General features: G+C 68.4%; 24 protein-coding genes. 8 read left to right on the plus strand and 16 right to left on the minus strand.

Features of this window, described 5'->3' with window-relative positions:
- Positions 1-203: 203 nt before the first annotated feature.
- The 3 genes from FOZ70_RS27420 to FOZ70_RS27430 all read right to left on the minus strand — a co-directional run bounded on the left by FOZ70_RS27420 (position 204) and on the right by FOZ70_RS27430 (position 2,282).
- Complete coding sequence (locus FOZ70_RS27420; protein ID WP_219707235.1) at positions 204-806, minus strand: TetR/AcrR family transcriptional regulator; 603 nt, start codon at positions 804-806, stop codon at positions 204-206.
- Between the two features lie 149 nt (positions 807-955).
- Complete coding sequence (locus FOZ70_RS27425; RefSeq protein ID WP_258025740.1) at positions 956-1,903, minus strand: hypothetical protein; 948 nt, start codon at positions 1,901-1,903, stop codon at positions 956-958.
- 46 nt (positions 1,904-1,949) lie between these two features.
- Positions 1,950-2,282 (minus strand): hypothetical protein, encoded by a 333-nt coding sequence (locus tag FOZ70_RS27430; protein WP_219707236.1) that lies wholly within the window; start codon positions 2,280-2,282, stop codon positions 1,950-1,952.
- A gap of 334 nt (positions 2,283-2,616) precedes the next feature.
- Between FOZ70_RS27430 and FOZ70_RS27435 the strand changes: the two genes are divergently transcribed.
- Together FOZ70_RS27435 and FOZ70_RS27440 are read left to right on the plus strand one after the other, a co-directional pair.
- Positions 2,617-3,483 carry a hypothetical protein gene (locus tag FOZ70_RS27435; RefSeq protein ID WP_219707237.1) on the plus strand — a complete coding sequence of 289 codons (867 nt, stop codon included), beginning with the start codon at positions 2,617-2,619 and terminating at the stop codon, positions 3,481-3,483.
- 56 nt (positions 3,484-3,539) lie between these two features.
- Entirely contained in the window at positions 3,540-4,307 is a 768-nt protein-coding gene (locus FOZ70_RS27440; protein WP_219707238.1) for a hypothetical protein, read from the plus strand.
- Between the two features lie 343 nt (positions 4,308-4,650).
- On the opposite strand, the gene FOZ70_RS27445 is transcribed toward FOZ70_RS27440, so the two are convergent.
- Positions 4,651-5,760 carry a DNA alkylation repair protein gene (locus tag FOZ70_RS27445; protein WP_219707239.1) on the minus strand — a complete coding sequence of 370 codons (1,110 nt, stop codon included), beginning with the start codon at positions 5,758-5,760 and terminating at the stop codon, positions 4,651-4,653.
- Positions 5,761-5,923: 163 nt separating this feature from the next.
- Entirely contained in the window at positions 5,924-6,898 is a 975-nt protein-coding gene (locus FOZ70_RS27450; protein ID WP_346656415.1) for a hypothetical protein, read from the minus strand.
- Between the two features lie 224 nt (positions 6,899-7,122).
- Here FOZ70_RS27450 and FOZ70_RS38230 point away from each other — a divergent pair, with 224 nt between their 5' ends.
- Complete coding sequence (locus FOZ70_RS38230; RefSeq protein WP_021162513.1) at positions 7,123-7,251, plus strand: hypothetical protein; 129 nt, start codon at positions 7,123-7,125, stop codon at positions 7,249-7,251.
- 783 nt (positions 7,252-8,034) lie between these two features.
- Here FOZ70_RS38230 and FOZ70_RS38235 read toward each other — a convergent pair.
- On the minus strand, positions 8,035-9,135 hold the full coding sequence (locus FOZ70_RS38235; protein WP_258025741.1) for a hypothetical protein: 1,101 nt from the start codon (positions 9,133-9,135) through the stop codon (positions 8,035-8,037).
- Between the two features lie 29 nt (positions 9,136-9,164).
- Between FOZ70_RS38235 and FOZ70_RS27460 the strand changes: the two genes are divergently transcribed.
- The gene (locus FOZ70_RS27460; protein WP_224051807.1) at positions 9,165-9,848 is read left to right on the plus strand and encodes a hypothetical protein; all 684 of its coding nucleotides are present in this window, start codon (positions 9,165-9,167) and stop codon (positions 9,846-9,848) included.
- 29 nt (positions 9,849-9,877) lie between these two features.
- Positions 9,878-11,086, plus strand: a complete 1,209-nt coding sequence (locus tag FOZ70_RS27465; protein WP_219707241.1) for a zinc ribbon domain-containing protein — start codon at positions 9,878-9,880, stop codon at positions 11,084-11,086.
- A gap of 87 nt (positions 11,087-11,173) precedes the next feature.
- Here the strand turns inward: FOZ70_RS27465 and FOZ70_RS27470 are convergent, their stop codons facing one another.
- The 4 genes from FOZ70_RS27470 to FOZ70_RS27485 all read right to left on the minus strand — a co-directional run bounded on the left by FOZ70_RS27470 (position 11,174) and on the right by FOZ70_RS27485 (position 17,003).
- Positions 11,174-12,307: a TIGR03364 family FAD-dependent oxidoreductase gene (locus tag FOZ70_RS27470; RefSeq protein ID WP_346656416.1), complete on the minus strand. Its 1,134-nt coding sequence runs from the start codon at positions 12,305-12,307 to the stop codon at positions 11,174-11,176.
- Positions 12,308-12,585: 278 nt separating this feature from the next.
- Complete coding sequence (locus tag FOZ70_RS27475) at positions 12,586-15,159, minus strand: exo-beta-N-acetylmuramidase NamZ domain-containing protein (protein WP_258025742.1); 2,574 nt, start codon at positions 15,157-15,159, stop codon at positions 12,586-12,588.
- A complete protein-coding gene (locus FOZ70_RS27480) occupies positions 15,105-16,325 on the minus strand; it encodes a putative glycoside hydrolase (RefSeq protein ID WP_060322801.1) in 1,221 nt (406 codons plus the stop codon). Before FOZ70_RS27480 ends, FOZ70_RS27475 begins: the two co-directional genes overlap by 55 nt.
- 210 nt (positions 16,326-16,535) lie before the next feature.
- A complete protein-coding gene (locus FOZ70_RS27485; RefSeq protein WP_059491922.1) occupies positions 16,536-17,003 on the minus strand; it encodes a hypothetical protein in 468 nt (155 codons plus the stop codon).
- 458 nt (positions 17,004-17,461) lie between these two features.
- On the opposite strand from FOZ70_RS27485, the gene FOZ70_RS27490 reads away from it, so the two are divergent.
- Positions 17,462-17,962, plus strand: coding sequence for a lecithin retinol acyltransferase family protein (locus FOZ70_RS27490; RefSeq protein WP_059709030.1), 501 nt, complete (start codon positions 17,462-17,464; stop codon positions 17,960-17,962).
- A gap of 32 nt (positions 17,963-17,994) precedes the next feature.
- Here FOZ70_RS27490 and FOZ70_RS27495 read toward each other — a convergent pair whose 3' ends face one another.
- From FOZ70_RS27495 to FOZ70_RS27505, 3 genes are all read right to left on the minus strand, one after another.
- Entirely contained in the window at positions 17,995-18,183 is a 189-nt protein-coding gene (locus FOZ70_RS27495; protein ID WP_021163500.1) for a hypothetical protein, read from the minus strand.
- A 178-nt stretch (positions 18,184-18,361) separates the two neighbouring features.
- A complete protein-coding gene (locus FOZ70_RS27500; RefSeq protein ID WP_219707243.1) occupies positions 18,362-19,153 on the minus strand; it encodes a polysaccharide deacetylase family protein in 792 nt (263 codons plus the stop codon).
- Entirely contained in the window at positions 19,150-20,112 is a 963-nt protein-coding gene (locus tag FOZ70_RS27505; protein WP_219707244.1) for a 1-phosphofructokinase family hexose kinase, read from the minus strand. Before FOZ70_RS27505 ends, FOZ70_RS27500 begins: the two co-directional genes overlap by 4 nt.
- 230 nt (positions 20,113-20,342) lie before the next feature.
- Between FOZ70_RS27505 and FOZ70_RS27510 the strand changes: the two genes are divergently transcribed.
- The gene (locus FOZ70_RS27510) at positions 20,343-22,136 is read left to right on the plus strand and encodes an adenosylcobalamin-dependent ribonucleoside-diphosphate reductase (protein ID WP_219707245.1); all 1,794 of its coding nucleotides are present in this window, start codon (positions 20,343-20,345) and stop codon (positions 22,134-22,136) included.
- A 23-nt stretch (positions 22,137-22,159) separates the two neighbouring features.
- On the opposite strand, the gene ftsH is transcribed toward FOZ70_RS27510, so the two are convergent.
- From ftsH to FOZ70_RS27525, 3 genes are read right to left on the minus strand one after another with little or no spacing between them, the layout of a single operon-like run.
- Positions 22,160-24,073, minus strand: coding sequence for an ATP-dependent zinc metalloprotease FtsH (gene ftsH / locus FOZ70_RS27515; RefSeq protein WP_219707246.1), 1,914 nt, complete (start codon positions 24,071-24,073; stop codon positions 22,160-22,162).
- A 33-nt stretch (positions 24,074-24,106) separates the two neighbouring features.
- Positions 24,107-24,616, minus strand: a complete 510-nt coding sequence (locus FOZ70_RS27520) for a BCAM0308 family protein (RefSeq protein WP_059484443.1) — start codon at positions 24,614-24,616, stop codon at positions 24,107-24,109.
- A 38-nt stretch (positions 24,617-24,654) separates the two neighbouring features.
- A complete protein-coding gene (locus FOZ70_RS27525) occupies positions 24,655-25,302 on the minus strand; it encodes a BON domain-containing protein (RefSeq protein ID WP_219707247.1) in 648 nt (215 codons plus the stop codon).
- Positions 25,303-25,583: 281 nt separating this feature from the next.
- On the opposite strand from FOZ70_RS27525, the gene FOZ70_RS27530 reads away from it, so the two are divergent.
- The gene (locus FOZ70_RS27530; RefSeq protein WP_042977964.1) at positions 25,584-25,772 is read left to right on the plus strand and encodes a DUF2964 family protein; all 189 of its coding nucleotides are present in this window, start codon (positions 25,584-25,586) and stop codon (positions 25,770-25,772) included.
- Positions 25,773-25,900: the final 128 nt, after the last annotated feature.

Raw genomic sequence — 25,900 nt, forward strand, 5'->3', positions numbered from 1 at the left:
GCCCCATGAAACGGAACCTGCGCCGTTCCGTCCGGACGCAAACTGGACACTCGGGCGCGGCTCTGTCGAGCGATGGCGGCGCGCTCCGGATTTCCGATCCGATTCCGCGCTGGATCCTATGTGAGTGGCGCCTCCGACACTCAGTGCCGCCGACCGGCACGCGCGGCGCACAGCGCACGCGGCGGGGAGCGGACAGCAAACGCCTAACCCGAACGACTACGCGTTTGACGCGTACTCCCGGTTGCGACCGCTGACTCGTTCAGCAACACCTTCGCCGCCTCCCACGCCCGTGCGGCGGCACGTGGATCTCCGATCGCACGCGCATCCGCTGTCGCCCCGCTCAGCAACATCACATACACGCCGGCCAGCCGCTGTGCCCGGCGACGCGGAATGATCTCGGACAGCAAGCGCTCCATGATGGCCAACAGGTCGTCCCGGTAGCGCACCGCGATGTCAGTCACCTTGGGACAGGTCGCGCCGAACTCGGCCAGCGCACGCTCGAACAGGCAGCCCGCAAACTCGGGGCTGCGAAACCAGACGCCGTACCAGTCGAAGATTCCCTTCAGGCGCGCAGTGGCATCCGCCATGGGTTCGAGCTTGGCGGCAATGCTGTCCATGATGAAGGTGTAGCGCTGCTCCAGCACCGCCTTGATCAGATCGTCCTTGCTCGCGAAGTGATGGTAAAGCGTCATGCGAGCCACGTCCGCCTCGGCGATGATCCAGTCGATACCGACCGGATGAAAGCCATGGCGGGAAAACAACTCACCGGCCTTGTCCACCACTTGCTGGCGTTTGCTCGCGCGCATGCATGCTTCTCCTGACTACGGGGCGGCATCTTAGCACCGCCGTCAGCACCGCTTCTTCAGGTTGCAGCGCAAGCGTTGCAGGCTGCCGGTACGACCACGCGTTGCGGGGCATCAAGCACGTGGCCGCCATGCCCCTGCGCGCGGCGGGTTCAGCAAGGCACCCGGCCGCCGTTCATCATGCACCATCGCTGCGTCTCCTGTTGCGGGGCCGCATACGGCAATCCGGTTCTCGGATCGATGTGATCGTACTGGCCCATCGGGTGTCGAGCCCGCCACGCGGCCTGCTCGGCATACTGCTGTTCGATCGCGGCATGCTCGCGTGCCAGATCCGCCTTCTGCGCATCGTCCAGTTTCTTCGTCATGGCCACGAGCCGTGCGAACTTCGGATCGCGAACATCCTGCAGGGGCGGAAACGGTGGCGTAGGCGGCATGATGAGCACCGGGCCGGTGTATTTCGGAATCGGGAACCGGGACGGCCGGCCGAAGTTCGCCGCCATATCCATCTCCCACATGGCAGCGCCCATTCCGAGCACATGTTCGTAGTCGCGATTGACGACCGCCAGCGTGACCGGCCCCGACGGCGCCGGCAATGGCTGCAGGACAGGCGGAAGCGTCTGTCGCGCGTCGGGATAGATGGTACGGACATACGTGATTGCAGCGACGGAATACTGCTGGAGGACCGCCTCGTACGCGTCCAGTATCTGCGCTCGACCATAGCCGCCAGGATTCTCGAACATCGGCTTGTAGGCCAACACCTTCTGGCTATACAACGCATTCGCATTCCGCTGCTCTGCGGCAAGCTGTTGCTGGGGATCCGCCGGCGCAGACGCCGACAGCGGCGCACACCCCGAAAACACGCTGGCGGCCAGCAATATCCCGACCGTCGCGCCAAGAGCCGTCCGGCATCGACGCGGGCTGCGGGCGATCGCCTGGTTGACCCGGGCGAACAAAACGGGGGTTTTCCTGAATGCGCTTGTCTGCATGGCACGGTATCCGAAAGGCTTGGTCATCTTTGGCCAGGTGCCGATCGCGACTGCTGACGCGATGCGTCGCAGTACAAATTGAATCGGCAAGAAGCCCTCATTGGGGTTGAACATCAATCCAGCGCACATCGCAAGACGATGCCCCGATCGACGAGCGACTTCAGCAACCCCGTGTATGTCGGACATGCCCGGGAAGCATTGAGTGCAAGCACGTCGGCGATTTCCGCACTGTCATTGCGCACGCATTCGTACTGTCGCGCAGTGGACGGTTGCAGCGAGGCAAACGCACCGCACACATCCACACATGCACGAATGCAACAATCTCCTCGAATAATCTCGTATTGATCTCGATGGCGACCATCATGTCGGCGCCATATCCGCATTCCGAATCCACCTTCGCCGCACAGGCCCGCAGGTCGTACGCGGGTAACCAGGCCGGACGCAATCCGTCGAGGCTCCGGGCGATTTCATCGATACCGGCCTTCAGCGTCATGGTGAAATCCTGCCTGTACCGGATTCGGCGTCGCATCCTGCCGGATAACAGGTGCCTGTCTTTACGGAGCGGGAAGCAAGATATGATGAATGTATACTAGTCGATCTACTTTGACTAGAATCCCGAATGTCGAAGCGGAAGCAGCCGATACATGCGCAACGGCCTCCGCTTTATTGCCTTTGAATATGTTTTCCGATCCTGATATTCGGGAAGCGAAAGCGTTTCATGAAAACGTTACCCGGCAACGCATTCCCTCTCGCGATGCCGGCAACAGGCAAACCAAATGCACCATACCTCGTAGCCCGCTTCCACGACCTCTACGAATCTCTCCGCCATGTCGCGTGCCTCCTTTCCGCCTCGTTTCGCCGCATCGTTCGCATCGGGCTGCCTGTATGGCGCCGGCCTGATGCTTGGCCTCGCGCTCACCGTGCCGGCCGCCGCACAAACGACCGCATCCGCGCCACGCGTCGTGTCCGAGTTGAAGGACATCCGCATGAAGCCGCTCGCGAATCTGCCCATGGCTGGTAACGCCATCGATCGCGGAGACTGCTCGCAACTGGTCATCCAGCCGAAATCGGCAGCGGCCAGGCTGGTGGCTGCGCAAGGCTGGGCCATCATGTCGGACATGCCGCTGGGGCCCTACCGCGCGATCAGCTTCGCGGGCCAGATGGAGGCAGCGACCAGCGGCACCTGCAGCATCACGCAAGGCAACGTGGCCGTGTTCGAGAACGGCAGGCTGATCGCGCTGGCCTATGGCAAATCGGCGGAAGATACCGCCATCGGCAGACTGGCCCCGCTCGAGAGCGGCGCCGTGCGCATCTGGGATGGCGACATTGCCCCCTCGCCCGTCGGTGACCTGCACGTCGACCGCGACGGCACGCTGCGCCTGTCCAGGGTGGCCGACGAAGATGCCGTATGCAAAGGCCGCGCGAAGGTGCCCAACGTCTACAACATGCCGATCGACAAGGCCCGCAAGGCACTGATCGCCAACGGGTGGAATCCGGTGCGAGGCGGCGCCAGCGGAGAGCCGCGGCAGTCCGCCCTGGTCAGGCGCGGGATTGTCGAGACCGAGTCCTGCGCGGGAACCGGGCTCGCCTTTTGTGACTTCGGCTACACCGGCCCTGCCGGCAAGCTGACCTTGACCACCGTAGGCGAAGGCGCCCTCCCATCCGTCACGGACTACGACGTCAAGTGTCGCTGATCCCCCATCGCCCGCCGCGCTGCCGGGCCGCGCCCTCCATGCATGCGGAGCGCCTCATGCAACGTCTGCACATGCGAACCTCGGCGAACGTCTTGCGTACGCTGTCCGCTTGCGCGCTGCTGATCGGCCTGAACGCGTGCGAGCGCGCCACGCCGTCCGCCCGCCCGATGACAGCACCTGCGTCCGCCGCATCCCGGCCTGCCCCCCATGAGCCAGCAATGGCCGCGGATTCGCCGCTGCAAGCGCTGTTGGGCGTGTTCGGCGGCGTGAAGCCGGCGGCCTGGCCAGCGTTCGACAGCGTAGCCGGCGTGCACTGGGACGACGCCGGGCCGCTCGTCAATCCGGACGCGAACGCCCGCGGGGCCACACGCTACCGTGGCGGCAGCCTGCTGCTCGCGGGTTTTGGCGAGGTGGACGTGCCGGACGGCAAGGTCGGCGAGAACGCCGGCGTCAAAAAAGACAACGAAGGCCACGTCGGCGTCGTACTCAACGGCAATGCGACCGCCGTCCTGTCGATCGTGCTGCGGAAGTTCTACCCGAACGACGACACGCAGGACATTCTGCTGCGCCAGTTCGGCAGAGGTGCCGCGGTCAAGCGCATCGCCGGCAGCTGCGCGCGGGACTACGGCACCACCGCGCCCAACACGCAAAAGAACGTGTTCTACCGGGTCAGTGTCGCCAACGCTGCCGTACCGGTGTTTGCCGAAACCTACGTCGATGAAGATGGCGGCAATCACGACCCCGGGGCCACCACCTTCGTGTTCTACCGCAACAGGCCGGACCAACGTATCGCGGGCATGCGGTGCAAGCGCGCCGACGCCTGAGCCGGCGCGCCTCGACATCGCGCCGCTCGCACACGCCGTGCATGACGACACGTGCCTGCGGGATGGAAGAACGTCACCCGGGAAAATATGGAGAACACGGCCGGTGGCGCTTCGACGCGTTCGAGCGTCGACGCACGCATGCTTCGGTCTACGCCATCGGCGCACGCTCCGACAATGGCGAGCCACTGGCGCCGGATCCGTCAAGGCGGTACTGGTGCAGTAGCACAAGCCGCCCGCCTTTGCGCAGGCGGCGAATTGATCGAGCACGCGCGGGACAGTGCGGCGGGCTGGGCCGGCAAGCGCGAAACGTCGGCCGCCTCATCTCCCGCCCGCCAACCGCCACTCACACGGCGAGCTCGAAAAACGATCGCGCAACGACCTGACCGTTGACGATCAGCTCCACCTCATGCCGGCCCGCATAGTGCCGGCGCGTCGTGAAATCGCGCATCGGACGACTATGCTGCAGCGTGACGCGCTGCCCGGGTTCGAGCGTCAGCCCCTTCAGCTTGAACACCTTCGGCGACGCGTCGCCATTCTGCTTCACATACGCGATACGGTAATCGACGACGAGCCGCTGCGCGGTCTCGGCCGTCGATTGCAGCTCGCACGCGAGCGTAATCGACTCGCCGAGCACCACCTGCGCGGGCGTCACGCCGAACGGGCCGATTTCCAGACGCGGCGCGCTGTCGGCACCCAGAATCGCGAGCGCCCGCGCATTGCCCTGCTTCACGAGCGTGCGGAGCGCATGACGGACGATCCATCGCGTATGCGGATGGTCGCCGCCCCATCGTTCGGCCCGATCGAGCACCCACGCCGGATGCGTCTTCGCCACGTCGTTCAGGTGATTCGCGACCGAGCGGCGCACATAGGCGCTCGGGTCCGAGCGAAGGTTGTCGAGAATCCGCGCGGCCAGCGACGGGTCGGCCTCGATGTCGCGGAGCCGGAACGACCAGGGCAGACGCGGGCGGCTTCCCTCGCTCGCCAGCCGGCGCACGGCATCGTCCGTATCGTGCGACCAGGCTTCCATCGTTGCGAGCGCACGTGCCGGGTCGATGCGCAGGAATTCGCGCACCGCGAATTCCGACGTGCCGAACGGCGTGAAGTATTTCAGCGCGTCCATCGAACGGTCGAACGCGTGACGACCGTACTGCCCGACGTAATCGGGCGCGATGAGCGATACGAAACCCCGGCCCAGTCGAGGCGCCGCCTCCTGCAACAACGCCAGCACGGCATCGTACCCGCCCTGCAGCGGCCGTGCGCCCGTGTCGATCGCAAGACTGGCGCGCCTGACGCGCTCCATCAACGTCAAGCCGCCGAGGCCTTCGAGCACCGTCGCCAGAAATGCCGGCCGGTCGAAGGCGGGCTCGATCGAATGCAGCGCGTCGGACAGCGCATGGAATTGCCGCTTCCCCAGCGACTCCTTCAACGGGACGGGAACTTGAGTGGTTGTCATGACGTGGAGATTCGACGCGCGTCGCGGATCATCGGGTGCGAAAACGCACAGTATCGCCGAAGCCCCTGCCAGATTCTGTCAGCAGACTTTACCTGTCCGGCTTGCGCCGCTGCGCGTGCAGCCGGCATGCGCGGATCGCGAATCGCGAGCGGGTGCGCGGTATTCATTCATGCGTCGGTTCTCGCCGCGGCTCGGCGGATGAATCGGGGGAATCGTCGCCGGAGAGTCGGTTTCGCAACTGACCGCCAACGAAGGCGATCGCAATCAGCGACAGATAACCGGCGACGAGGAAATGCCGCCAGCTGTCGAGCGCGGCGCGATGCGCGACCAGCGCCGCATCGGGCGCCGGGACGGCAAGACTTTCCGGCACGATCGCGCGCGTCATCTGCACGAAACCCGCTGCCGACAGCACGGGCAGCAGGACGAGCAAGGCCAGCAGCACGAACCTGGCGCGATGAAAAAACGCACGCCGCCGCAGATGAAACCACAACCCGAGACTGCCGTGCACCCACCCCGGTGCAAGCAGCGCGATCTGCAGCCCCTGCGTGCCGCTCGTGAGAAGCGACACGATGACCCGCTCGTAGTTGGGTTCGAAGCCGTAGAACGAGGTCGCTACGCGGGTCCCGACAACGTGGCGGATCAACAGCATGGGCAGGCTGAGTCCCGCCCAGAGACGCAGCCATTCGGCGGGCGGCAGCGACCAGTGCCGGCGGCCGTAAATGGTGCGAATCGCCAGCGCGAAATGCAGGCCGGCCGCGCCGTACAGCACGATCGTTCCGGGCAGGCTTTGCCAGAGCCCGATCGCCAGGTGCAGCCCGCGCTCGGCGATATCGATGGACCAGATGCCGAGCGCGTGATTGACCATGTGAATCGAAATATAAAGCCACAGCAGGATGCCGGACCCGAGCTGCAGCCTCCGCGCGGTCTTGCGCATCAGGTCATGCGCCGACACCGGTCGGCCGTCGTCGGGCTCATGCGTGCGCGGTGCGCGACGCAAGGCACGATTGCTCTTTGGTGGGCGCATGCCGCCCTCCCGCAACCACGACGACCGCTGCACCCCGCCCACGTTCGAGGTGCCCTCGCGATCGCGCTGCGCCCGGCCCGGCGTGTCGCGGGCCTGCTTCTCCCTGTCGTGCATTGGCGCCTCCTCTCGATGCCTCCAGTGCGTGATCGACATACCGGGAAACCAGCCCGTTTATTCCCGCGATGGGCGACATGCAGCGGAAATGCGTCGCGCGGCTTCGGGAATAGGTACCGTGCTCGCCGGGTATACCGTGTATGAGCGCACGACGGAACAACGACAGCTGCACGTCGGCACCCGCCACCCCGAAGAGAGAAACGAGCCGGGTCAAGGAGACCATCATGTCCAACGTTCTGTCCCACTGGATTCTGATCGGCTGCGACGCATACGACGAGTACGTGTTTGTGCCGTGGCTCGATAAATCCGTGTATCTGCGCACGGTCACGCTGCGTCGCGTCTGTCTGCTGTGACGGCCGATGCGCATTTTCGAGCGGAATTCTTCCTGCGCCATGACGTCCGTTCCGAAGCCGCCAGGCACTCGCTACCGTGCTTTGCAACTCTCCGTCGACATACTTCGTCACGCGATTGGCGAATGGCAAAACCTCGTAATTTCAGTGTAATATCCGCTGCAGAAGACCATTCGTATTAACAATCCAAATAATGAAAACAGTCCGCCGGATTCAACCTGGCGACTGAAACGGGGAAAGCTTGAACTCGCCATTCAATACCGGAACATCCGGATCCGTCGGGCCGTATGTGCCATACGTGCCGATCCACGTCGGCCGGATCTCTTCTTCTCCATGCCGCCACTTCCCGCGCGGCCGTCCCGAATTCGACTGATATCCCGCGCCGAGCGGCCCGTTCCGCGTCGCGTGCCTTCGTAGCACACGGGCGACACGCCGCCATCCCGCGATTCGGACATGCGTGCGCTTGCTCGCACGGCGTCTTCACGTCGATCGTTCAAAAGAAGAGGATTACTGAATCATGACTGCGTGTACCCACTGCGGGACCGATCTGCCCGTCGGGCTCAAATTCTGCAAGCAATGCGGAACACCGGTGGCGGCCACTCGGAACGAAGCGGCCGGCGCACCCTGCCGAAGCTGCCATGCCGTTCTGACGCCAGGCCAGCGTTTCTGCAACAAGTGCGGGACGCCCGTCGCATCCGCGAATGACAATGGCGCAATCGAAACCGACGCACCCGCTCCACCGGCCGAGTCCGCACCGCAACCCGCATACGCGGCCGCGGAATCGACTCACGCGCCTGTGCACGACATCGGCGCCGAATCGCCGGCGGCGAACACCGCCTCGAACGATATCCCGCACGTCGCGAACATCGCAGATGCGGAATCGGGTCGCGCAAGCGCACCGCTGCCATCGCACGGCGTCGCGGCAACCGTCACGCCCAACGCAGCGGCAGACCATCGCGGCGATACGGTCGCTGCGTCGCAGGTCTCGCCCGTCGTCACCGATGGGCAGCCCGGGCCTGCGGGCACATCGGCAAGCACCGAAGCGGCGCTCGCCGCCGACGACACGATCGCCGTCGAAACGGTTGCCGAATCTCGCGACGTACCGGACACCGATACCGCGGCGGTGCCGGATACAGAACCCATGCGTCCGGCATCCGGCGTGATGCCCCGGCCGATCGCACAGCCCGCGCCGGCGAACGACGATACGTCGGCAAGACTCAAGATCATTGCGGCGGGCGTCGCGGTCGCCGTCGCCTGCGCGGGCGGCGCATTCTGGTGGCACGGCCGCCAGGCGAGCGCCCCCGCAACGCCCGAGCCGGTCGCCGCATCCACGGTGCCGGCCGTTCCCGCCAACGCCGCGTCGGACATCACCGCAGCGGGTACCGTCATCGCCAGCGCGGTCGTTGCGACGACGCCGGCCGACACACCGGCGTCCGCGCCGATCGATACGGCCACCGCCGCCGCAGTCACGGCCTCGCCCGCGTCCGGCCCGGCCGTCGTCACGAATGTCGCGACGCCTTCGGTGCCCGCGACACCGCCCGCATCGAACCCGCCGACCGCATCGGCGAACGCCCAACAGACGTCGCCGTTCGCGAAACTGCAGGACGACGCACCCTCACCGGCCGCACCCGCCGCCGTTGCGGAAGCATCGCGCAACAAGCCGCGCCCTGCACCGCCCGTGCACCCGTCCACGGCGGCCAACCCCGCATCGCCCGCCGTCGACGGCCTGCTGAAACGCGCGCAGGGCGACCTGTCGCGCGGCCAGTACGACAAGGCCATCGCGACAGCGGAAAGCGTCCTTGCGATCGAGCCCGGCAACCGTCCGGCGAAGACGCTCATCGGCAAGGCAAAGGCACGGCAGATGGATGCACTGCGCAACAACAGCACACTTGAATGAAGCGCCGGAGAAGACCGACATGACAATCCAGAAAACCCTCGCCGCGGCCTGCGCGGTCACCTTGCTCGCCAGCGGCTGCGCCACCCAGAACGGCGCCGGCGGGATCTCGTCCGAATCCGTGCTGCGCTGTACCGCACTCGGCGCCGGCGGCGCGCTGGTCGGTGCGCTGATCGGCGGTACCAAGGGCGCGATCGGCGGCGCGGTGGCCGGGCTCGCCGCGTGCGCCGTGATCGAAGTGGCGACACGGCAGACGAAGACGGCAGCCGAAGTCGATCGCGATTACCGCGCAAGCAACCGCAACAACCTGCCGCCCTACGCGAAGATCGACGCCTACAACACGGTCGTGACGCCGCGCTCCGCCGTCAAGGCCGGCGAGCCGATCAGGCTGGCCTCGCAGATTCGCGCGGTGTCCGGCACGAACGAGCCCGTCCAGGAGGTCAAGGAAGTCGTGACCGTCTATGCACCGTCGGGCGAACAGTTCAAGCGCGGCGAGAAGGTCGTCAACGCGACACCGGGCAGCGGCGAATTCGACAACAGCTTCACGCTGAAACTGCCTTCGGGTGCACCGCAAGGCACGTATACGCTGAAAAGCCAGGTCTACCTGAACGGCAAGCCGGGCTCGGTCCGGCAGTCGAGCATCCAGCTCGCGCAGGTCGACGGCGTCACCGTCGTCGCGCTGCTCGACGCCCCCGCCGCACACTGACCCGCCCGCACCTGCAAGGAGATTCAACGATGTCAACGCTCGATCACGCCCCCGTGTCGGGGAAGTTCGGACTACTGCGCGCCGCCGAGGCCGTCACGAACTGGCGCGCACTCGCGATGTGCGCTGTCGCGCTCGTCGCCAGCATGCTGATGGGCATGCTCACGATCCAGGTACTCGGTCACAGCCCCGTGCTCGGCCTGCTGTTCGTCATCGCGACCTGCGCGATCTCGCTGATCGGTTATTCCGCGGTCGGCATCGTGCTGATGCGCGACGCCCAGGGCGAGCCGGTCGGATTCGTCGACGCGCTGCTGCAGGCGACGTTCACCGTCCACCGCCTGATCGGGGTCGGCGTGCTGCTCGCCGTCGGCTGGGTGCTGTTCCTGCTCGCGCTGCTGATCGTGTTCCTGGTCTGCAAGATCCCGGGCCTCGGCCCGCTGCTCTATGCGATCGCGTATCCGCTCGCGGCGATCGTCGCGGGCGCGATCTTCGCCGGCATGTGGTACGTCGGTTATCCGCTGGCCGCGCCCGCCATCTGGCAAGGCAACTCGACGCTGCAGACCGCCGCGCGCCTGCTGCAGATCGGCCGCCGCCAGCTGCTCGGCGTGATCGTCAGGATGTTCGGGCTGCTGCTGCTCGTCGGCGTCCTGTCCGCGGTCGTACTCGGCATTCTCGGCACGGGCGCCGCGATCGCCTCGTCGATCTCGGCGGCCACCGGCACCAGCCCGCTGGGCGGCCTGATGAGCACGCTCGGCGGCCTGGGCGGCTTCGGCCGCCATGCCGGCGCGTACGGCCTCGGCGCGGATGCGGCGGAAGGCGGGCTCGGCGGTCTGGGCGGATTCGACTACCGCAGCATGGCCTATCTGGGCGCGTACGGCTTCGGCAACGGCCTGCTGGTCGCGATCGGCCTCGTGATCCCGTTCCTGACGTTCGTCAACGGCACGTGCCTCATCTATCTGCAGACGGTCAGCGGTGTCGATTTCTCCGCGACCGAAGAGAAACTGAGCCAGCACGTCGCGGACGCGAAACGCCACGCCGAACAGGCACGCGAGCGCGCCGCCGATCACCTCGCGAAAGCACGCGCGTCACACGCCGCCGGTGCGGCCGGCACGGCTTCGCTGCCGGCGTCGGATACAGCCTCGCCCGCCACGGACGAAGCCACGGCGTGTGCGCAGTGTCACAAGCCGATGGCCGCCGACGACCTGTTCTGCGGCGAATGCGGCGCACGCCGTCACACGTGACGGCTGCATGATCGCGCCGGCGCCTGCTGTCGATCGGCAGGCGCCGGCCGGTTCGGCCGCGCGAGCCTCCCCGGCTCGTCCATGCCGTCACCACGCGGCAAACACGTCCTGCGCGATCCCGAAGCCCGTGCTCATCCCGGCGCCGCTCGTCACGACCACGACACGCGTGCCGTCGTCCGGCGCTTCGATCACGCAATCGGCATCGGGCGCCGACGGATAGCTGCCGGTCCAGCGCTCGACCACATCGAGTTCCGTCACATCGAGCGTCTCGTGCAGCAGGCGCAGGATCTGCGCATCGATCTCCTGCGTTGCGAACGGCAGCGGTGCGGCGCCGTATTCATGCGAATCGCCCACCACGAGACTGCCGTCGGCGCTCTGCACCACGATCAGGTGGATGCCGTACCCGACGCACACGGGCTCCTCCGCGTTCAGGCGCACACGCAACGCGCCGGCGGCGGGCAGCGCCGCGAAACCCGCGTAACGCAGCAGGCTCAGGTCGCTCATCACCGCGGCACGCAGCGCCAGCGGGCGGCGCGGCCGCACGCGCAGCATCTGCAACTGGCACAGGCGGACCTCGTGCCGCGCGAACCAGTCGCCGTACAGGTGACGACTGTCCGCGTTGCCGCAGACGATCACGCGCTCCGCATGCAGCACGCCGCGCGACGTGCGTACCGTCGGCGTGCGCACCTCGTGCACCATCTCGCCGTAGCGGAACCGCACGCCGAAGCGCTCGGCCAGCCATGACGCCAGCAACCCGATCGCGGTACGCGGCTCGATGCGCAGTTCATGCGGGCTGTGCAGGACGCCTTGCGCGCCGTCCAGCCGCAGTTCCGGCGCCACGGCCGCCGCTTCGCCGCGCGTCATGACCCGGCAGCCGTCGGCCATCCCGGTCTGCATGAACGCATCGATCAGGTGCATCGCCTCGGGGCGACGCGCAATCAGGTGCAGGCCCTGGTGAAGCACGTCGATGCCGGCTTGCGGCGCCACGTCCGCCCAGACCTCGCGGCTCGCCCGCGCACGCCGCCAGCTGTGCCCGGCGCGCTGCCCGGTGACCGTGACGAAACCGAAATTGCGGATCGACGCGCCCACGCATGCGGCGTCGCGTTCGACCACGCAGACGCGCAGCCCCTCGAGCGCCGCCGTATAGGCATGGGCGAGGCCGACGATGCCCGCGCCGACGACGATCACGTCGTAAGCATCCGCCGCTGCGATGGCGTTCACGATGGCACGCTCCTTCTGTCGAGATGTCACGCACCGCCCGTTCGGAGCGTGCGTATCGGTTGCAGTGCGCCGCGTTCCTCGGGTAGATCCCCGGGACTGGCGCGCGATTCCGCACTATCGCGACGCGAGATGACATCCGCGTGAAAAGCCACAAAACGGCATGTTTTGGCAAATTTTGCCATTGCACGACACCGTGGAGAATCGCATCGATCCGTTGGTGCGCGGCATCGCATATGCGGTAGCCGTGATCGCCGCGGCAGGACAGCGCGACGCCGAGGTCAGTACAGCAGAAACGCCGCACGTTCGCGCGCGAACGCTTCATTCCGTGCGTCGACCACCCGTTCGATCTCGCCGAGCGGCCGCCCCGCATCCAGCATGTCTGCCACTTCGCGCGAGCCGATCGACGCGCGGATCGCATCGATCCGGAATTGCACCGGATAGCGCCGACGCAACGCCAGCGCGAGCGCCAGCCCGATTTCACCCGGACGCGTCGCGCCGGGCAGCCGCTGGATGCGCACGCCTTCGCACAACCGGCCGCGATACGGCCCCTCCGCCGGTACGAACCGGACCGGCGTGAACGTCGCACCGAGCCCCGTCGCGCGAAGATCGCCGGCGAGCACGCGCCCGTCGATCCACGGCGCGCCGACCACGCCGAACGGCGTCGCGGTTCCGCGCCCCACGCTGAGTGCCGCCCCTTCGATGAGCCCCGTCTCCGGATAGAGCGACACGGCGGCGCCATCCCGCAAATTCGGCGACGGGGGCACCCAGCCGAGCCCGGTGTCGTCGAAACGCATCGCGCGCGCATAGTTCGCCATCGGCACCACGGTGAGCGCCGCGCCGATATGCAAACGCGCATTGAACAGCCGCGCGAGCTCGCCGAGCGTCATGCCGGGCTGCAGCGGCAACGGGTAATACCCGGTGAACGTCGCCGGCTCCGCATCGGCCACGGGGCCGCCGACCACGTCGGCGCCCAGCGGGTCGGGGCGGTCGAGCACGAGCACCGGGCGGTGCGCGGCGGCCGCTGCCTCCAGCGCGTAGCCGAGCGTGGCCAGATACGTGAAGAAGCGCACGCCTGCATCCTGCAGGTCGATCACCAGCACGTCGACGTCGGCGAGCCACTCGGGCGCGATCCTGCGCCGATCGCCGTAGAGGCTGTGAACGGTCACGCCGGTCGCGGCGTCGGTCGTGTCGCCGAACGTTTCGTCGACGTCCGTGCCGAGCCCGTGTTCGGGCGCGAACAGCGCGACGAGCCGCGCGCCCGGCACCCGCGCGAGCAGGTCGGCCGAACGCCGGCCGAACCGGTCGAAGCCGCTCCTGTTGGTCAGGAGTGCGATGCGCTTGCCGGCCACGGCGGCGAAACCGCTTGCCGCGAGCACGTCGATGCCGGCCAGCACCGGCCCGCGCGAAACCGGCAACCGGCCGGCCTGCGCGACGACCGCGGCCATCGTCGGCACGCGTGTCGCGATCTGCAGTGACGTCACCGGCGCGGCCGCGCTCGATACGAGGCCGACCACGAGCGCGCGCAGCGGCATCGCGGTGCCGGTTTCGTCGGGATACAGCCGGCTCGTCAGCACGATCGCGAAACGGCGCGTCACGGGATCGATCCACAGTGCCGTGCCCGTATAGCCGAGATGCTCCAGCGCACCGGCCGGCGGCAACCGGTAGCGGTTCGCCACGAGCGGCGGCCCGACCCGCCAGCCGGGCGTATGCCAGTCGCCTTCGACGTCGAGCGTGGCCGGCGTCTCGAGCACGGCGACACTGCCGTCGCCGAGCACGCGTGTCTCGCCGAGCGTCCCACCGTTCAGCAGCATGCGCGCGAAACGCGCCAGATCGTCGGCACTCGAGAACAACCCCGCATTGCCCGCGACACCGCCCATCGCCGCCGCGACGGGATCGTGCACGCGCCCCCTGAGCAACCGCCCGTCGCGAACGAGCGTCGGCGCGACGCGTGCCCGTTTCGCCGCGCCCGGCCTGAAGGTGGTATCGGCCATGCCGAGCGGCGCGAACACGTGACCCGCACACCATGTGTCGAGCGGCTGCCCCGACACCCGCGCGACGATCTCGCCGAGCGCCACGTAGTTGACGTCGCTGTAGCGCACACGGGTGCCGGGAGGCTCCGCGGGCGTCATCGCGACGATGTCGGCCAGCACGGCCGCACGGCTGCGCAATGCGCGCGACGACGACACGCCGGCCGGCAGGCCCGACACGTGCGCGAGCAACTGGCGGATCGTGATCGTGTCCTTGCCGTGCGCCGCGAATGCGGGCCAGTAGCGCGCGGCCGGTGCGTCGAGGCCCAGCAGGCCGCGCTCCGCGAGCTGGAATATTGCGACTGCCGTCGCCACGGGCTTGGTCAGCGACGCGAGATCGAAGACGGTATCGGCCGTCATCGCCTCCGCGTGCTCACCCGTCACCCGCAAGCCGCGCGCCACGCGTACCTGCACGCCGTCCGCGTCGCCGGTCACGACGACCGCTCCGGCAAGATGGCCGTCGGCGATTTCGGCCGCGATCGCCGCATCGATCGCGGCGGCCTGGCGTTGCGGCGCCGTGGCCGTGGCCGTGGCCGTGGCCGTGGCCGTGGCCGTGGCCGTCGCAGTCGCAGTCGCCGGTGCCGATACCGATGCCGTCGCCGATGCCGATGCCGATGCCGATACCGATGCCGTCGCCGATGCCAATGCCAATGCCAATGCCAATGCCGATGCCGATGCCGATGCCGATGCCGGTGCCGGTGCCGTCGCCGGTGCCGCGTCGCGCACCGCGCGCGCGCCGGCCGGCGCCAGCGCGAACAGCAGCGCACCGGTCAGCGCGGCAGCGCAGCGGGATCGTAACGATTGCGCGGATTCCACAGCATCCATCCATCCGTGCCGGCCGCGTCCGCGGCGTCGACCTGCGCGCGGATGTCTGCCGCGTCGAACGCGCGCCGGTCGAACGCATAGTCGCGAAATGCCTGCAGCCACGGCCGGAACCGCACGCCGTCGAGCCCTGTGCGGCGCATCGCTTCCGCGAGCGACCGCCCGACGATCTCGCCGGGATGGTCGGTCGGCTTGCGGCAGCCCGGCAGCCCCCACGTGAAGCCCGACGGATACAGCATCGGCGAAATGTAATCGACCAGCCCGCCCAGCGAGCCGAGCCGCTGCCCGATCTGCGTGTCGTCGGCATTCCAGCACACGTAGCCGAAGATATCGGCCGACAGGTAGCGGTTGTAAGGCCGCAGCCGGGCGCGCGCGCCCTCCAGGAATCCGGTGATCGCGGCCACGCGGTTCGCCTCGGTGTTGGGTTCGTGGAACCTCAGGCCGCCCGCATCCGGAAAGCGCAGATAGTCGAACTGGATCTCGTCGAAACCCATCCGCGCGGCCTCCTCGGCCACATCGTAGTTGTGTTCCCACGCGGCGCGCACGGTCGGATCGATCCAGCGCAGATGCTCGCGATCACGCCAGATTCCACCGGCCGCGTCGCGCACGGCCCAGTCGGGATGGGCGGCCGCGAGCGGATCGTCCTTGAATACGACGATGCGCGCGATCAGGTAGAGCCCGCGCAGGTGGAATGCGCGGATCAGCGCGGGCAGGTCCGCGACGCGCGGGCCCGGCTCGCCGCTCGCCGCGCCGATCGCTTCGCGTGCGTCGCTGCGATACGGCGTCATCCCGCGATCGCCCTTCACGTCGATCACGAACGCGTTGACGGCCGTGCGCCCCGGGAGCGCGAGCGCCGCGTCGCGCAGCGTGCGATCCGCGACACCGTAGACCGACAGGTAGACGGCCTTCGGACGGAACGGGACGAGCCGCACCGTGCGTGCCGTCTCGCCAGCGGCGAGCACGACCTCCGCGCGTGCATAGCCGGGCGCGGTCACGCTGAGCGTCACGTCGCCCGCCGGCGCGGCAAACATGCCGGCAGCCGATGCAACCAGGCTGCTGCCCGACGCATAACCGAGCGCACCCGACACCGGCCGGCCGCTGCCGGCATCGACGACCGTCACCGGGACGGTTCCGGCCCGGGCGGCGACACACGCGAGCGCCAGCAGCATGCCCGCCAGCACGCGGCCGAGCGTCGCCGCGCCCTGCCACCTGCGTCGAAACGGCTCGTGCCGGTGTTGCCCGGCACGCGGCCAATGAACGATTGCCCGATTCTTCAATGCACACCTCGCGACGCGAATTCCTGCGGACATTGTTGCGAATCCGCCGCAAAGCCGCGTGAGGCAGATCAACGACAAGCGCTGCGCCGCCGCCATGCGCGTCTAGGGCGTGCCTGCGCCCGGACAACCGCTGCAAAGCCGCATCACATCGCGCCGGTCCGGGTTCCGCCAGTAGAACCGCATATCGACGGCGCCGTGCGCCGGCACGACGACGTGACGGACTTCGTGGACGGCTCGATCGCGCGCCGATACCGTATATCGCCCCGGCGGCACGCGCGCGAACAGGAACGGGCCGGCCGTGTGCGCGTCGAGGATGGTGGACTTGCCGGACGCCAACGTGACGTCGATGTCGGACAGGTAATGACCGGCCTTCGTCGTGAACGTGATCCGCAGGTTGTAACGCGGCGCAGCGGCGCGAAACGCCGCGACTTCCTCCTCGCCGACGCCGCCCGTGATGTACACGGCACCGTTGCGCTCGACCGGCTCGGGCAGCGCTTGAGCCGGCACGCTCGCGGCGGCGGCCATCAAACAGGTCGACAGCAGTAGCGACCCGACGATTCCAGTCCGCATTTCGTTCTCCCGATTCAGGCACGCGGGTGGCGATGCGGCTCGTTCGTCCGGGCGCGTCACGGCCGGCGTGCCGCGACGTGACGCATTCGCATCGTTGACGACGCCAGCGTCGCGCGGAACGTCGATTTCCCGTTGATGCAGGTCAAGCGCCCCCGACCGGCCGGCGGCGCGGCGTGCCGGCTCGCGGCTCACGATGGGGCGACGCGGCGGGCCCGCACGGCGCACGACGCACCGCGCACGGCGGTGCGGCGCCATTGTCCGTTCCGGCTGTCAGCCGATATTGCGCGGCGTGTCGGAAAACGCCGACACGGCGGCCCGACGTCGGACAGCAAGCTCAGGCCGCGCTGATTGTCCGGCCATGTTCCGCCGCCAATACTGGAGACGTGACAGGACGCAACGCGTACCGCGGCTCGCAAGCAAGTATTCCGCACGGCCGCCACCGGATCCAGGAGCTGGCCATGACTCGCCCGAACACAGCCCACGCCGACGATGCCGCGCCGCACCGCGACCTTCCGGTCGGCGCCCACCTCGTGACCCGGCGCCCCGGTTACGTTCACCACGGGATCTACATCGGCGACGGCAACGTGATCCACTACGCGGGCCTGGCACGCAGTCCGGGCGGCGGCCCGGTCGAAGTCGTCTCCCTCGACGACTTCTGCGCCGGATTCGGTCTCGCGATGGTCCGGCACGCGCGGGCTCCGTACGACGGCACGGAAGCGGCGCGGCGCGCAACCTCGCGCCTCGGCGAATGCCGCTACCGGCTGCTCACCAACAACTGCGAGCACTTCTGCCTGTGGTGCCTGTTCGGCGTCGGCAGGAGCGAGCAGGTCGCGTCGTGCCTGCGCAACCCGCTTCACGGCATCGCGGTCGCCGCCGTGCTGCTTGCGTGCGTGCTGGCCGGGCGGCTGCATGCGGCATCCGTCGAACGCACGCCGGCCCCGCATGCCTGCACGGCCTAGCGCGACCTGAATCGACCTGACGCCCCCGCCCGTCACCCGCGTGGGCGAAAGGCAGCATGCACCCGCCCCCAGCGTTTCGCCTGCGCGATCGCGATACGGATCGCGCTGCCCTCGGCGCGCCCTTGCCGCAGCAGCGCGTTGGCGATCTCGATCGCCTTGCCGCGAACCGGCGGCGGCAGGTTCCGCATCGACGGCGGATAGCGTTCGTCATTCCACGGCATGGTCGATCCGGCTAGTAGAGGCTGGCAGAAGCCGGCCGATCCCGCCGTGCCGGCCGGCGGACATCGCGGCAGGAACGCAGCGACGATGCAGCGGGCTCCACGGGATCCGGTCCGGCGTGAACCCCGACGGAGACGACATCGGCGAACGACCGCGGTAACCCCGCGATCCGCTGACTGGTCACGGGTGCTCCCCGGCGGTTTGCAGCAATCCGTTCATGCATCGCGTGCCGCACGCATCCGTCATCAGATAGCGCGGCAATGCCATCGGGGAATCCGTCGGCCGAACGGGGCGGCCATCGATCGTGAACGCCGCGACATAGCCTTCGCGAGCGGCCTGCCGGTCGGTCTGCGCATCATGGACGCCGAACGGCCAGGCCAGCAGCCGGATCGGCCGACCGGTTTCGGACTCGAGCCGCTCGCGCGACCGGCCCAACTGGAACGAGACGAATCGTTGGTAATCCGCTTCAGTGCGCCGCGCGCGCTCGGTGGCGAAATTCGGATGCCAGTAGGTATGCGACTCGATATCGTATCCACCGGATCGGCCGAGCGCGCGCAACTGATCCCACGTCATCGCGTAGCGGGCGTTGGAAATCGCCGACGGATAGATGAACAGCGTGACCGGCACCGGATGCGCCGCCAGCAGCGGGCGCAGCACGTCGTAGACGGAACGGTGACCGTCGTCCACCGTGATCGCGACCGCGCGCGCCGGTAGCGCATCCGTCTGGCCGTCGTGCCAGCGCACGACGTCGGCGAGCGGCACGATACGGTAGCCGCTCGCCTCGATCGCGTGCAGTTGGTCGATGAATGTCCCGGTGCGCACCGTCATCGAATCCAAGCGTTGCGTCGCAAACCGGTGATAGACGAGTATCAGCACGCGTTGCGACGCGGGCGCGACCGTACCGGCGCCGGCGGACGCCATCCGCGGCAGGCACGACAGCAGCAGCAGGCAGACGATCGCGCGCAAGCTCATGCCGCGCCTCGCGCCATGGCCGTGCCGCGTGCCTGCGCAACCAGTTCCGCATGAATCCGTTCGACGTCCTCACGTGTACACAGTGCCGTACCGGGATGCTCGACCGACGCGGCCGATGCCGCCAGCGCATACCGGCACGCGTCGTCGAACGGCACGCCGCGAGCCAGCGCCCAGATCATCCCGCCGACGAAACTGTCGCCGGCGCCCACCGTGCTGCACACGGCCGCGGGCCTGCCCGGCAGGCGCAGCGCGCGCTCGCGCGTGACGACCCATGCGCCGCGCGCGCCGAGTGTCAACGCAACGATGTCGGCGCGCCCCTGCGCGACGAGCTCGCCCGCCTTCCGGCATGCCGACGCTTCGTCGAGCGGTTCACCGGCCAGCGCGCTCAGTTCGTCGAGGCTGGGCTTCACGAGATGGACACCGGCGTCGAGGGCGGCGCGCAGCGCCGGGCCAGCCGCGTCGACGACCACCTGGCTGCCGTTCGCGGCGGCCGTCCGCGCGAGCGTCGCATACAGGTCGTCCGGCGCGCCGGGCGGCAGGCTGCCGCTCAGCACGAGATAACGCGGCGCGGGTTGCAAGGCCGCGATGCGGGCCGCGCAGTCGCGCCACTCGGCGGCCGTGACCGACGGCCCCGGCATCAGGAAACGGTATTCACGCCCCGTCGCGGTCTCGGTCACGCACACGTTCTCGCGCGTCTCGCCGGCGATCCTCAGGCGGACGGACGGCACGTGTTCGGCTTCGAGCAGCAGCGTCAGCACGTCGCCCGTCGGGCCGCCCGCCAGGTACAACGCAACGCAGTCGCCGCCGAGCCGGTGAACGGTCCGGGCGACGTTGATCCCGCCGCCGCCCGGGTCCCGCCTGGGACGCGCGCAGCGCAGCTTGTGCGTGTCGACGATATGTTCGACCGACGTCGAGACATCGACGGCCGGATTCAATGTGACGGTAACGATCTCGGTCATGGCGCGTGGTCGGTGGAAGACACGATTCGCGGGCTTGCGCGACGCCCGCCCGCGGCCGTGCCGCGTTCCGGCCATCGGCGCAAGCCGGCCCTCACACCACCTTACGCATGCCCCTTCGCACCGCGTTGACGACCGTCAAACGATGCCGCAACCGCGCCGGATTGCGCTCGATCAACGACGCGGGCGGGCAGGCCCTTACAGTGAGTCATCCGTCGTCGCCGAGCCCCGCCATGGACGAGCAGCCGCTTTGCACCACCGTGCTCGCCGAGCGCTATGCGCAGCCCGGCGAAACGTCGCGCGCGGCCGTCTTCCAGCGTGTCGCCCATGCACTGTCACTCGCCGAGCCGCCCGCGCTGCGCGCCCGGGCCGAGCGCACGTTCTTCCTGAACCTGCAGCGCGGCGCGATCGGCGCCGGCCGCATCATGGCGAATGCCGGCTCGACGGCAGGCGGAACGATGATCAACTGCTTCGTCCACCCGCTCGCGGTTCCCGTGGAGATGCCGCTGCAAGGCACCGACGCGGCGCTCGCGCAGGCGCTCGACGACGCCCGGCTCACGCTGCTGATGGGCGGCGGAATCGGCTACGACTTCTCGCCGGTGCCGCCCGCCGGCGCGTACGAACGCCGCCTGTCGGCCGAACGTGGCGCCTGCGCGGCGATCGACCGCTTCGATGCGATGTGCCGCACGCTGCCGTTCACCGGCCCGCGCCGCGGCGCGCAGATGGGCGTCCTACGCTGCGATCATCCGGATCTGGCCGCGTTCGTCACGGCCAAGCGCGGGCGATCGCGCTGGCCGACCTTCAACCTGTCGGTCGGCATCACGGACGCGTTCATGGAAGCGGTCGCGCACGATCTGCCCTGGGCGCTCGTCCATCACGCGCCGCGCCACGCAGCCGACGCTGCGTCGCTCCGGCGGCAGGACGGGCGCTACCTTCATGCGACGGTTCCTGCTCGCAAGCTGTGGCAAACGATCGTCAACGCCGCACGCGACAGCGCCGAACCCGGGCTGCTGTTCCTCGACACGATCCGCGACGCGAACCCGCTGCGCGAGCACGAGCGGATCGACGCGACGAACCCGTGCGGAGAACAGCCGCTGCCGCCCTACGGCAGCTGCGTGCTCGGGCCGATCGACCTGTCGCGGTTCGTGCATCACCCGTTCGGCATCGGCGGCGAGCCGCACATCGATTTCACGGCGCTTGCCGACGCGGTGCACGTCCAGGTGCGGCTGCTCGACGATGTGCTCGACCTCACCGCATGGCCGCTCGCCGCGCATGCACGTGAAGCGCAGCGGACGCGGCGCATCGGTGTCGGCGTGACGGGCCTGGGCGACGCGCTGACGATGCTGCGGCTACGCTACGACAGCGTCGAGGCGCGCGCATGTGCGCGCAGCATCGCGCTGACGATGCGCGAGCACGCGTTTGCCGCATCGGCCGCGCTGGCCGCCGAGCGCGGCGCGTTTCCCGCCTACGATCCGGCCGCTTACCTGACCGGCCCCGCCTACCGGATGCGGCTGCCGCTGAAGGTGCATCACGCGATCGACCGGCACGGGCTGCGCAACAGCCATCTGCTGTCGTTCGCGCCGGCCGGCAGCGTGAGTCTCGCGTTCTGCGACAACTGCTCGAACGGCATCGAGCCGGCCGTCGGCTGGACGCAGCGCAGGATGGTCCGCACGGCAGACGGGCAGGTGCGCGCGTTCCGGGTACAGAACCATGCTTACCGGCTGTTTCGCGCGCTGCATGGCAACGGCGTCGGGCTGCCGGACTATTTCGCTACCGCGGCCGAGATCGCACCGCTCGATCACGTCGCGATGCTCGCGGCGCTCCAGCCCTGCGTCGACGCCGGCATCTCGAAGACCGTGACGCTGGACAGCCAGTGTTCGCTGGCGCAGGTCGACGCGCTGTTCTTCGCGGCGTGGCGCGACCGGCTCAAGGGCATCACGGTGTTCCGCCCCGATCCGCGGCTCGCGTCGGTCGTTACCGACGACACCGCGCAACCGCGCGACGGCGCGGTCTGCATCGGCTGTTGAGCGGCCCGCTCGCCAGTCGCGCGTCAGGCCGACGTGTCCGTGGCCGCTACCGGCTCCGCATCGGCTCGCGCCGGCCCGGGCGCCGCACCGCGATCGTCCGGCGGCGTAATGAGCGCCACCAGCGTGTCGTGATCGATCGACTCGTGCTGCAGCAGGCACCGCGCGATCCGTTCGAGCGCGTCGCGATGCTCGCCGAGCGTCGCCGCGACGCGGACGTGCGCGTCTTCGAGCAGCGCGCGCACCTCCTCGTCGATCAACTGCGCGGTGTGTTCGCTGCAGCGGCCGTCGCCCGGCGTCCACACGCCGGGTGAACCGCCTTGCGGCGTCGCGTCGTCCAGCGTCGCCAGGCCGAGCTTCGCGCTCATCCCGTACTGCATGACCATGTGCCGCGCCAGCGCGGTCGCTCGCTCGAGGTCGTTCTGCGCGCCGGTCGATACGTCGCCGAACGCGATCTCCTCGGCGACGCGGCCGCCGAGCAGGACGTCGAGCCGGTCGAGCAGCTCGCTCTTGCGCAGCACGTAGCGATCCTCGGTCGGCACCTGCTGCGTGTAGCCGAGCGCCGCGATGCCGCGCGGGATGATCGACACCTTCTTCACCGGATCGCAATGCACGCGGCTTTGCGCGACGAGCGCGTGCCCCGCCTCGTGGTACGCGATGGTCCGCTTTTCCTCGTCGTTCATCACGCGGCTCTTGCGCTCCATGCCCGTCATCGCGCGATCGATCGCCTCGTCGAAGTCGGCCATGCCGATCGCCGGCTTGCCGAGCTCGGCCGCATGCAGCGCGGCCTCGTTGACGACGTTCGCGAGATCCGCGCCGACGAAGCCCGGCGTGCGCTGCGCCAGCTCGGCAAGATCGACCTCCGGGGCCAGCTTCACGCGCTTCGTGTGCACGGCAAGGATCTGCTTGCGGCCGTTCAGGTCGGGCCGGTCGATCGCGATGTGGCGGTCGAAGCGCCCGGGCCGCAGCAACGCCGGATCCAGGATCTCCGGCCGGTTGGTCGCGGCCATGATGATCACGCCCGAATTGGCCTGGAAGCCGTCCATCTCGACGAGCAGCTGGTTGAGCGTCTGCTCGCGCTCGTCGTTGCCGGACATCAGGCCGACGCCGCGCGCCTTGCCGAGCGCATCGAGCTCGTCGATGAACACGATGCACGGCGCCTTCTGCTGCGCCTGCTCGAACAGGTCGCGCACGCGTGCCGCGCCGACCCCGACGAACATCTCGACGAACGCCGAACCGCTGATCGTGAAGAACGGCACGGCCGCCTCGCCGGCCACCGCGCGCGCGAGCAGCGTCTTGCCGGTGCCGGGCGCGCCGACGATCAGCACGCCCTTCGGGATCTTGCCGCCGAGCCGCTGGTAGCGTTCGGGGTTGCGCAGGAACGCGACGATCTGCTGCAGTTCGGCCTTCGCCTCGTCGATGCCGGCGATGTCGTCGAACGTGATGCCGGTTTCCTGCTGCACGTACACGCGCGCCTGGCTCTTGCCCATGCCGCTGAAGTCCCGGACGCCGCCCGGCCTGCGCATCATGAAGCTCCAGAACGTCACGAGGACGATCACCGGCAATATCCACCCGGCAAGCGTTTCCAGCCAGCCCGAATCCGGCACGCCGCGATAGCGGATGCCGGCGGCAGTGAGTTCGGTGACGAGACGATCGTCAGCGACCCGGTTGGTCGTGAAGCGCCACGGCGGCCCGGCCTTCTTCACGGCGGCCGCGTCGGAGGCCGGCAGGTTCGCGGCGGCCTCGGGCATGCGCAGCACGCCCGAAATCGACGACTGGCCGATGTCCAGATCGTCGACGAGCCGCGCGTCGACCAGGCGGTGAAAGTCGCTGTACGGGATCGACGTCGTTGCCGGCCGGGCCATCAGCAGCTGATACGCCACCAGCGCGGCAAACACGAACGGGATCAGCAGTCCGGAATAATCGAATGTTTTTTTCATCGTATCGGGCCCGCTCGCCGGCCACACCTCCGTTCATGCGTCGTTGCGCGTCCATTGCGCGCGCAGGATGTCCTCGCCATCGCGATAGTTGAGTGCGAGATCGCCGTGATGCGCATGCAGCAACGCTTCCGCCAGCCGTCGCACCATGTGCACGCCCGTCGTGCGGACGACGACCGTATCGGCGGATTTCTCGATTTCCATGATGCGTTCGAGCGCGTGCTCGCTCGTCTCCAGGATGGCCTGGCGCTCGAGCAGGTCGAGAATCGTCGCCCGGTGCGCGCACAGGTACGCGCCGTGCAGCACCAGTTCGCCCGCCGGCAGGTTTTCCCGCATGCGCCTGCAGGCCGGGCATTCGAGCTGGCGCCGGTCGAGCGGCGTCGCGTACCACGTCCAGCGGCCCGCGTCGCAGACGGCGCCGCAGCCTTCGCAGATCCTGTCGCCCTTCGGCCGCTTCGGATCGCGGTAGCTGTCCTTCGTATGCGGCTGCATGCGCCTGTCGTGGCGCAGAGGGTGTCGGCCGGGGCCGGAATTCGAACGGTTCATGACTGCTTCTCCTCGCAGTGGACAGCACTGGCGAGCCGTCAGCCGACGGTGAGCCGGTCGACGACCTCCCTGACGCCTCTCACCGATCCGGCCGCACCGCACGCGGCGCGCCTTTCGGCGAGCGACGCGACCTTGCCCGTCAACGTGACGATGCCGTCGGCCGCGTCGATCGCAATTCCCGCGGATTCGCGCCGCGCGCGACGCGCAAGCGCTTCGGCGATCCGCGTGCCGACGTCCGGCACCGTGTGGTCCGTTCGCACCCGGATCCGGTTCGCGACGCCGACGACGCCGATCATCCGGCTGACCATCTTTTCCGCCGCCCGGCTCTGGTATGCATGATCGACTTCACCGTCGAGCGTCACGCAACCGTGATCGACCTCGACGCGAATCTTGTGATCGCGCAGCGCCTCCTGCCAGCCGAGCGCGAACGTGATCGCGATCGCCAGTTCCTGGTCCGCGCACGCGTTCTCCGGCGGCGCGACGTTCAGTTCGAGCACGAGCGCGCGCGCATCCTCGACATGCAGCGCCGTTTTCTGCGCCTCGAGTTTCTGGGCCCAGCTGTCGACCGTGCCGCGCAACGTCACGATCCGGTCGTGTACGTCGACGTCGATCCGTCGCGCATCGATCGCCGGATTCCAGAACAGTGCCTGCTCGACATCCTGCTTGAGTGCCGCATCGGACTTCATTGCCGTCTCCTGTCGGGCCGTGCCGGTCGCGACATTCGCGATCGGCGATGGGGCCGCACCGGATTCAGCATCGCGCAAGGCGGCGCCGGCGGTTTGACGAGGATCAATCAACGCCGTGCTTGCGGCAGCCGCCGTAGCACACACTCGATCCCGATTTTTCCGTTGACGCAGATCAACTGCGCGACCGGGCGCGACGCGATCATGACCCCGGCGGCGCCGCGACATTCGTGGCGGCCCGCACGCTTCGCATCGTTGCGACCGCCGTTCCCCGGGAGACCGTCATGAACCGCAGGCAATACCGCATCTCGCTGGCGACGCTCAGCGTATTCATCGCGCTCGCATCGCTGGGCGGCATCATTCACGGCATGCTGTTCGACGAGCGGGTGTTCAGATACTCGATCGTCACGCTGATCCTGAGCATCCTCTCGTTCGCCGTCCTGCTGAACCTCGCACCCGGCGACCGGCCGTGACGCGCGCGACCGCGTCGGGCGCGGCGCAACCCGCCGGCCCGGGGCCATGTTCCGGCGCGCCTGTCAACCGAAGCACCGCTCGAAACGCATTCCCGCGGAAGTGATGCAGATCAAGGGTAGGAGCGTCA

It is taken from the genome of Burkholderia sp. COPS, assembly GCF_019425585.1.
Taxonomy (GTDB): domain Bacteria; phylum Pseudomonadota; class Gammaproteobacteria; order Burkholderiales; family Burkholderiaceae; genus Burkholderia; species Burkholderia cepacia.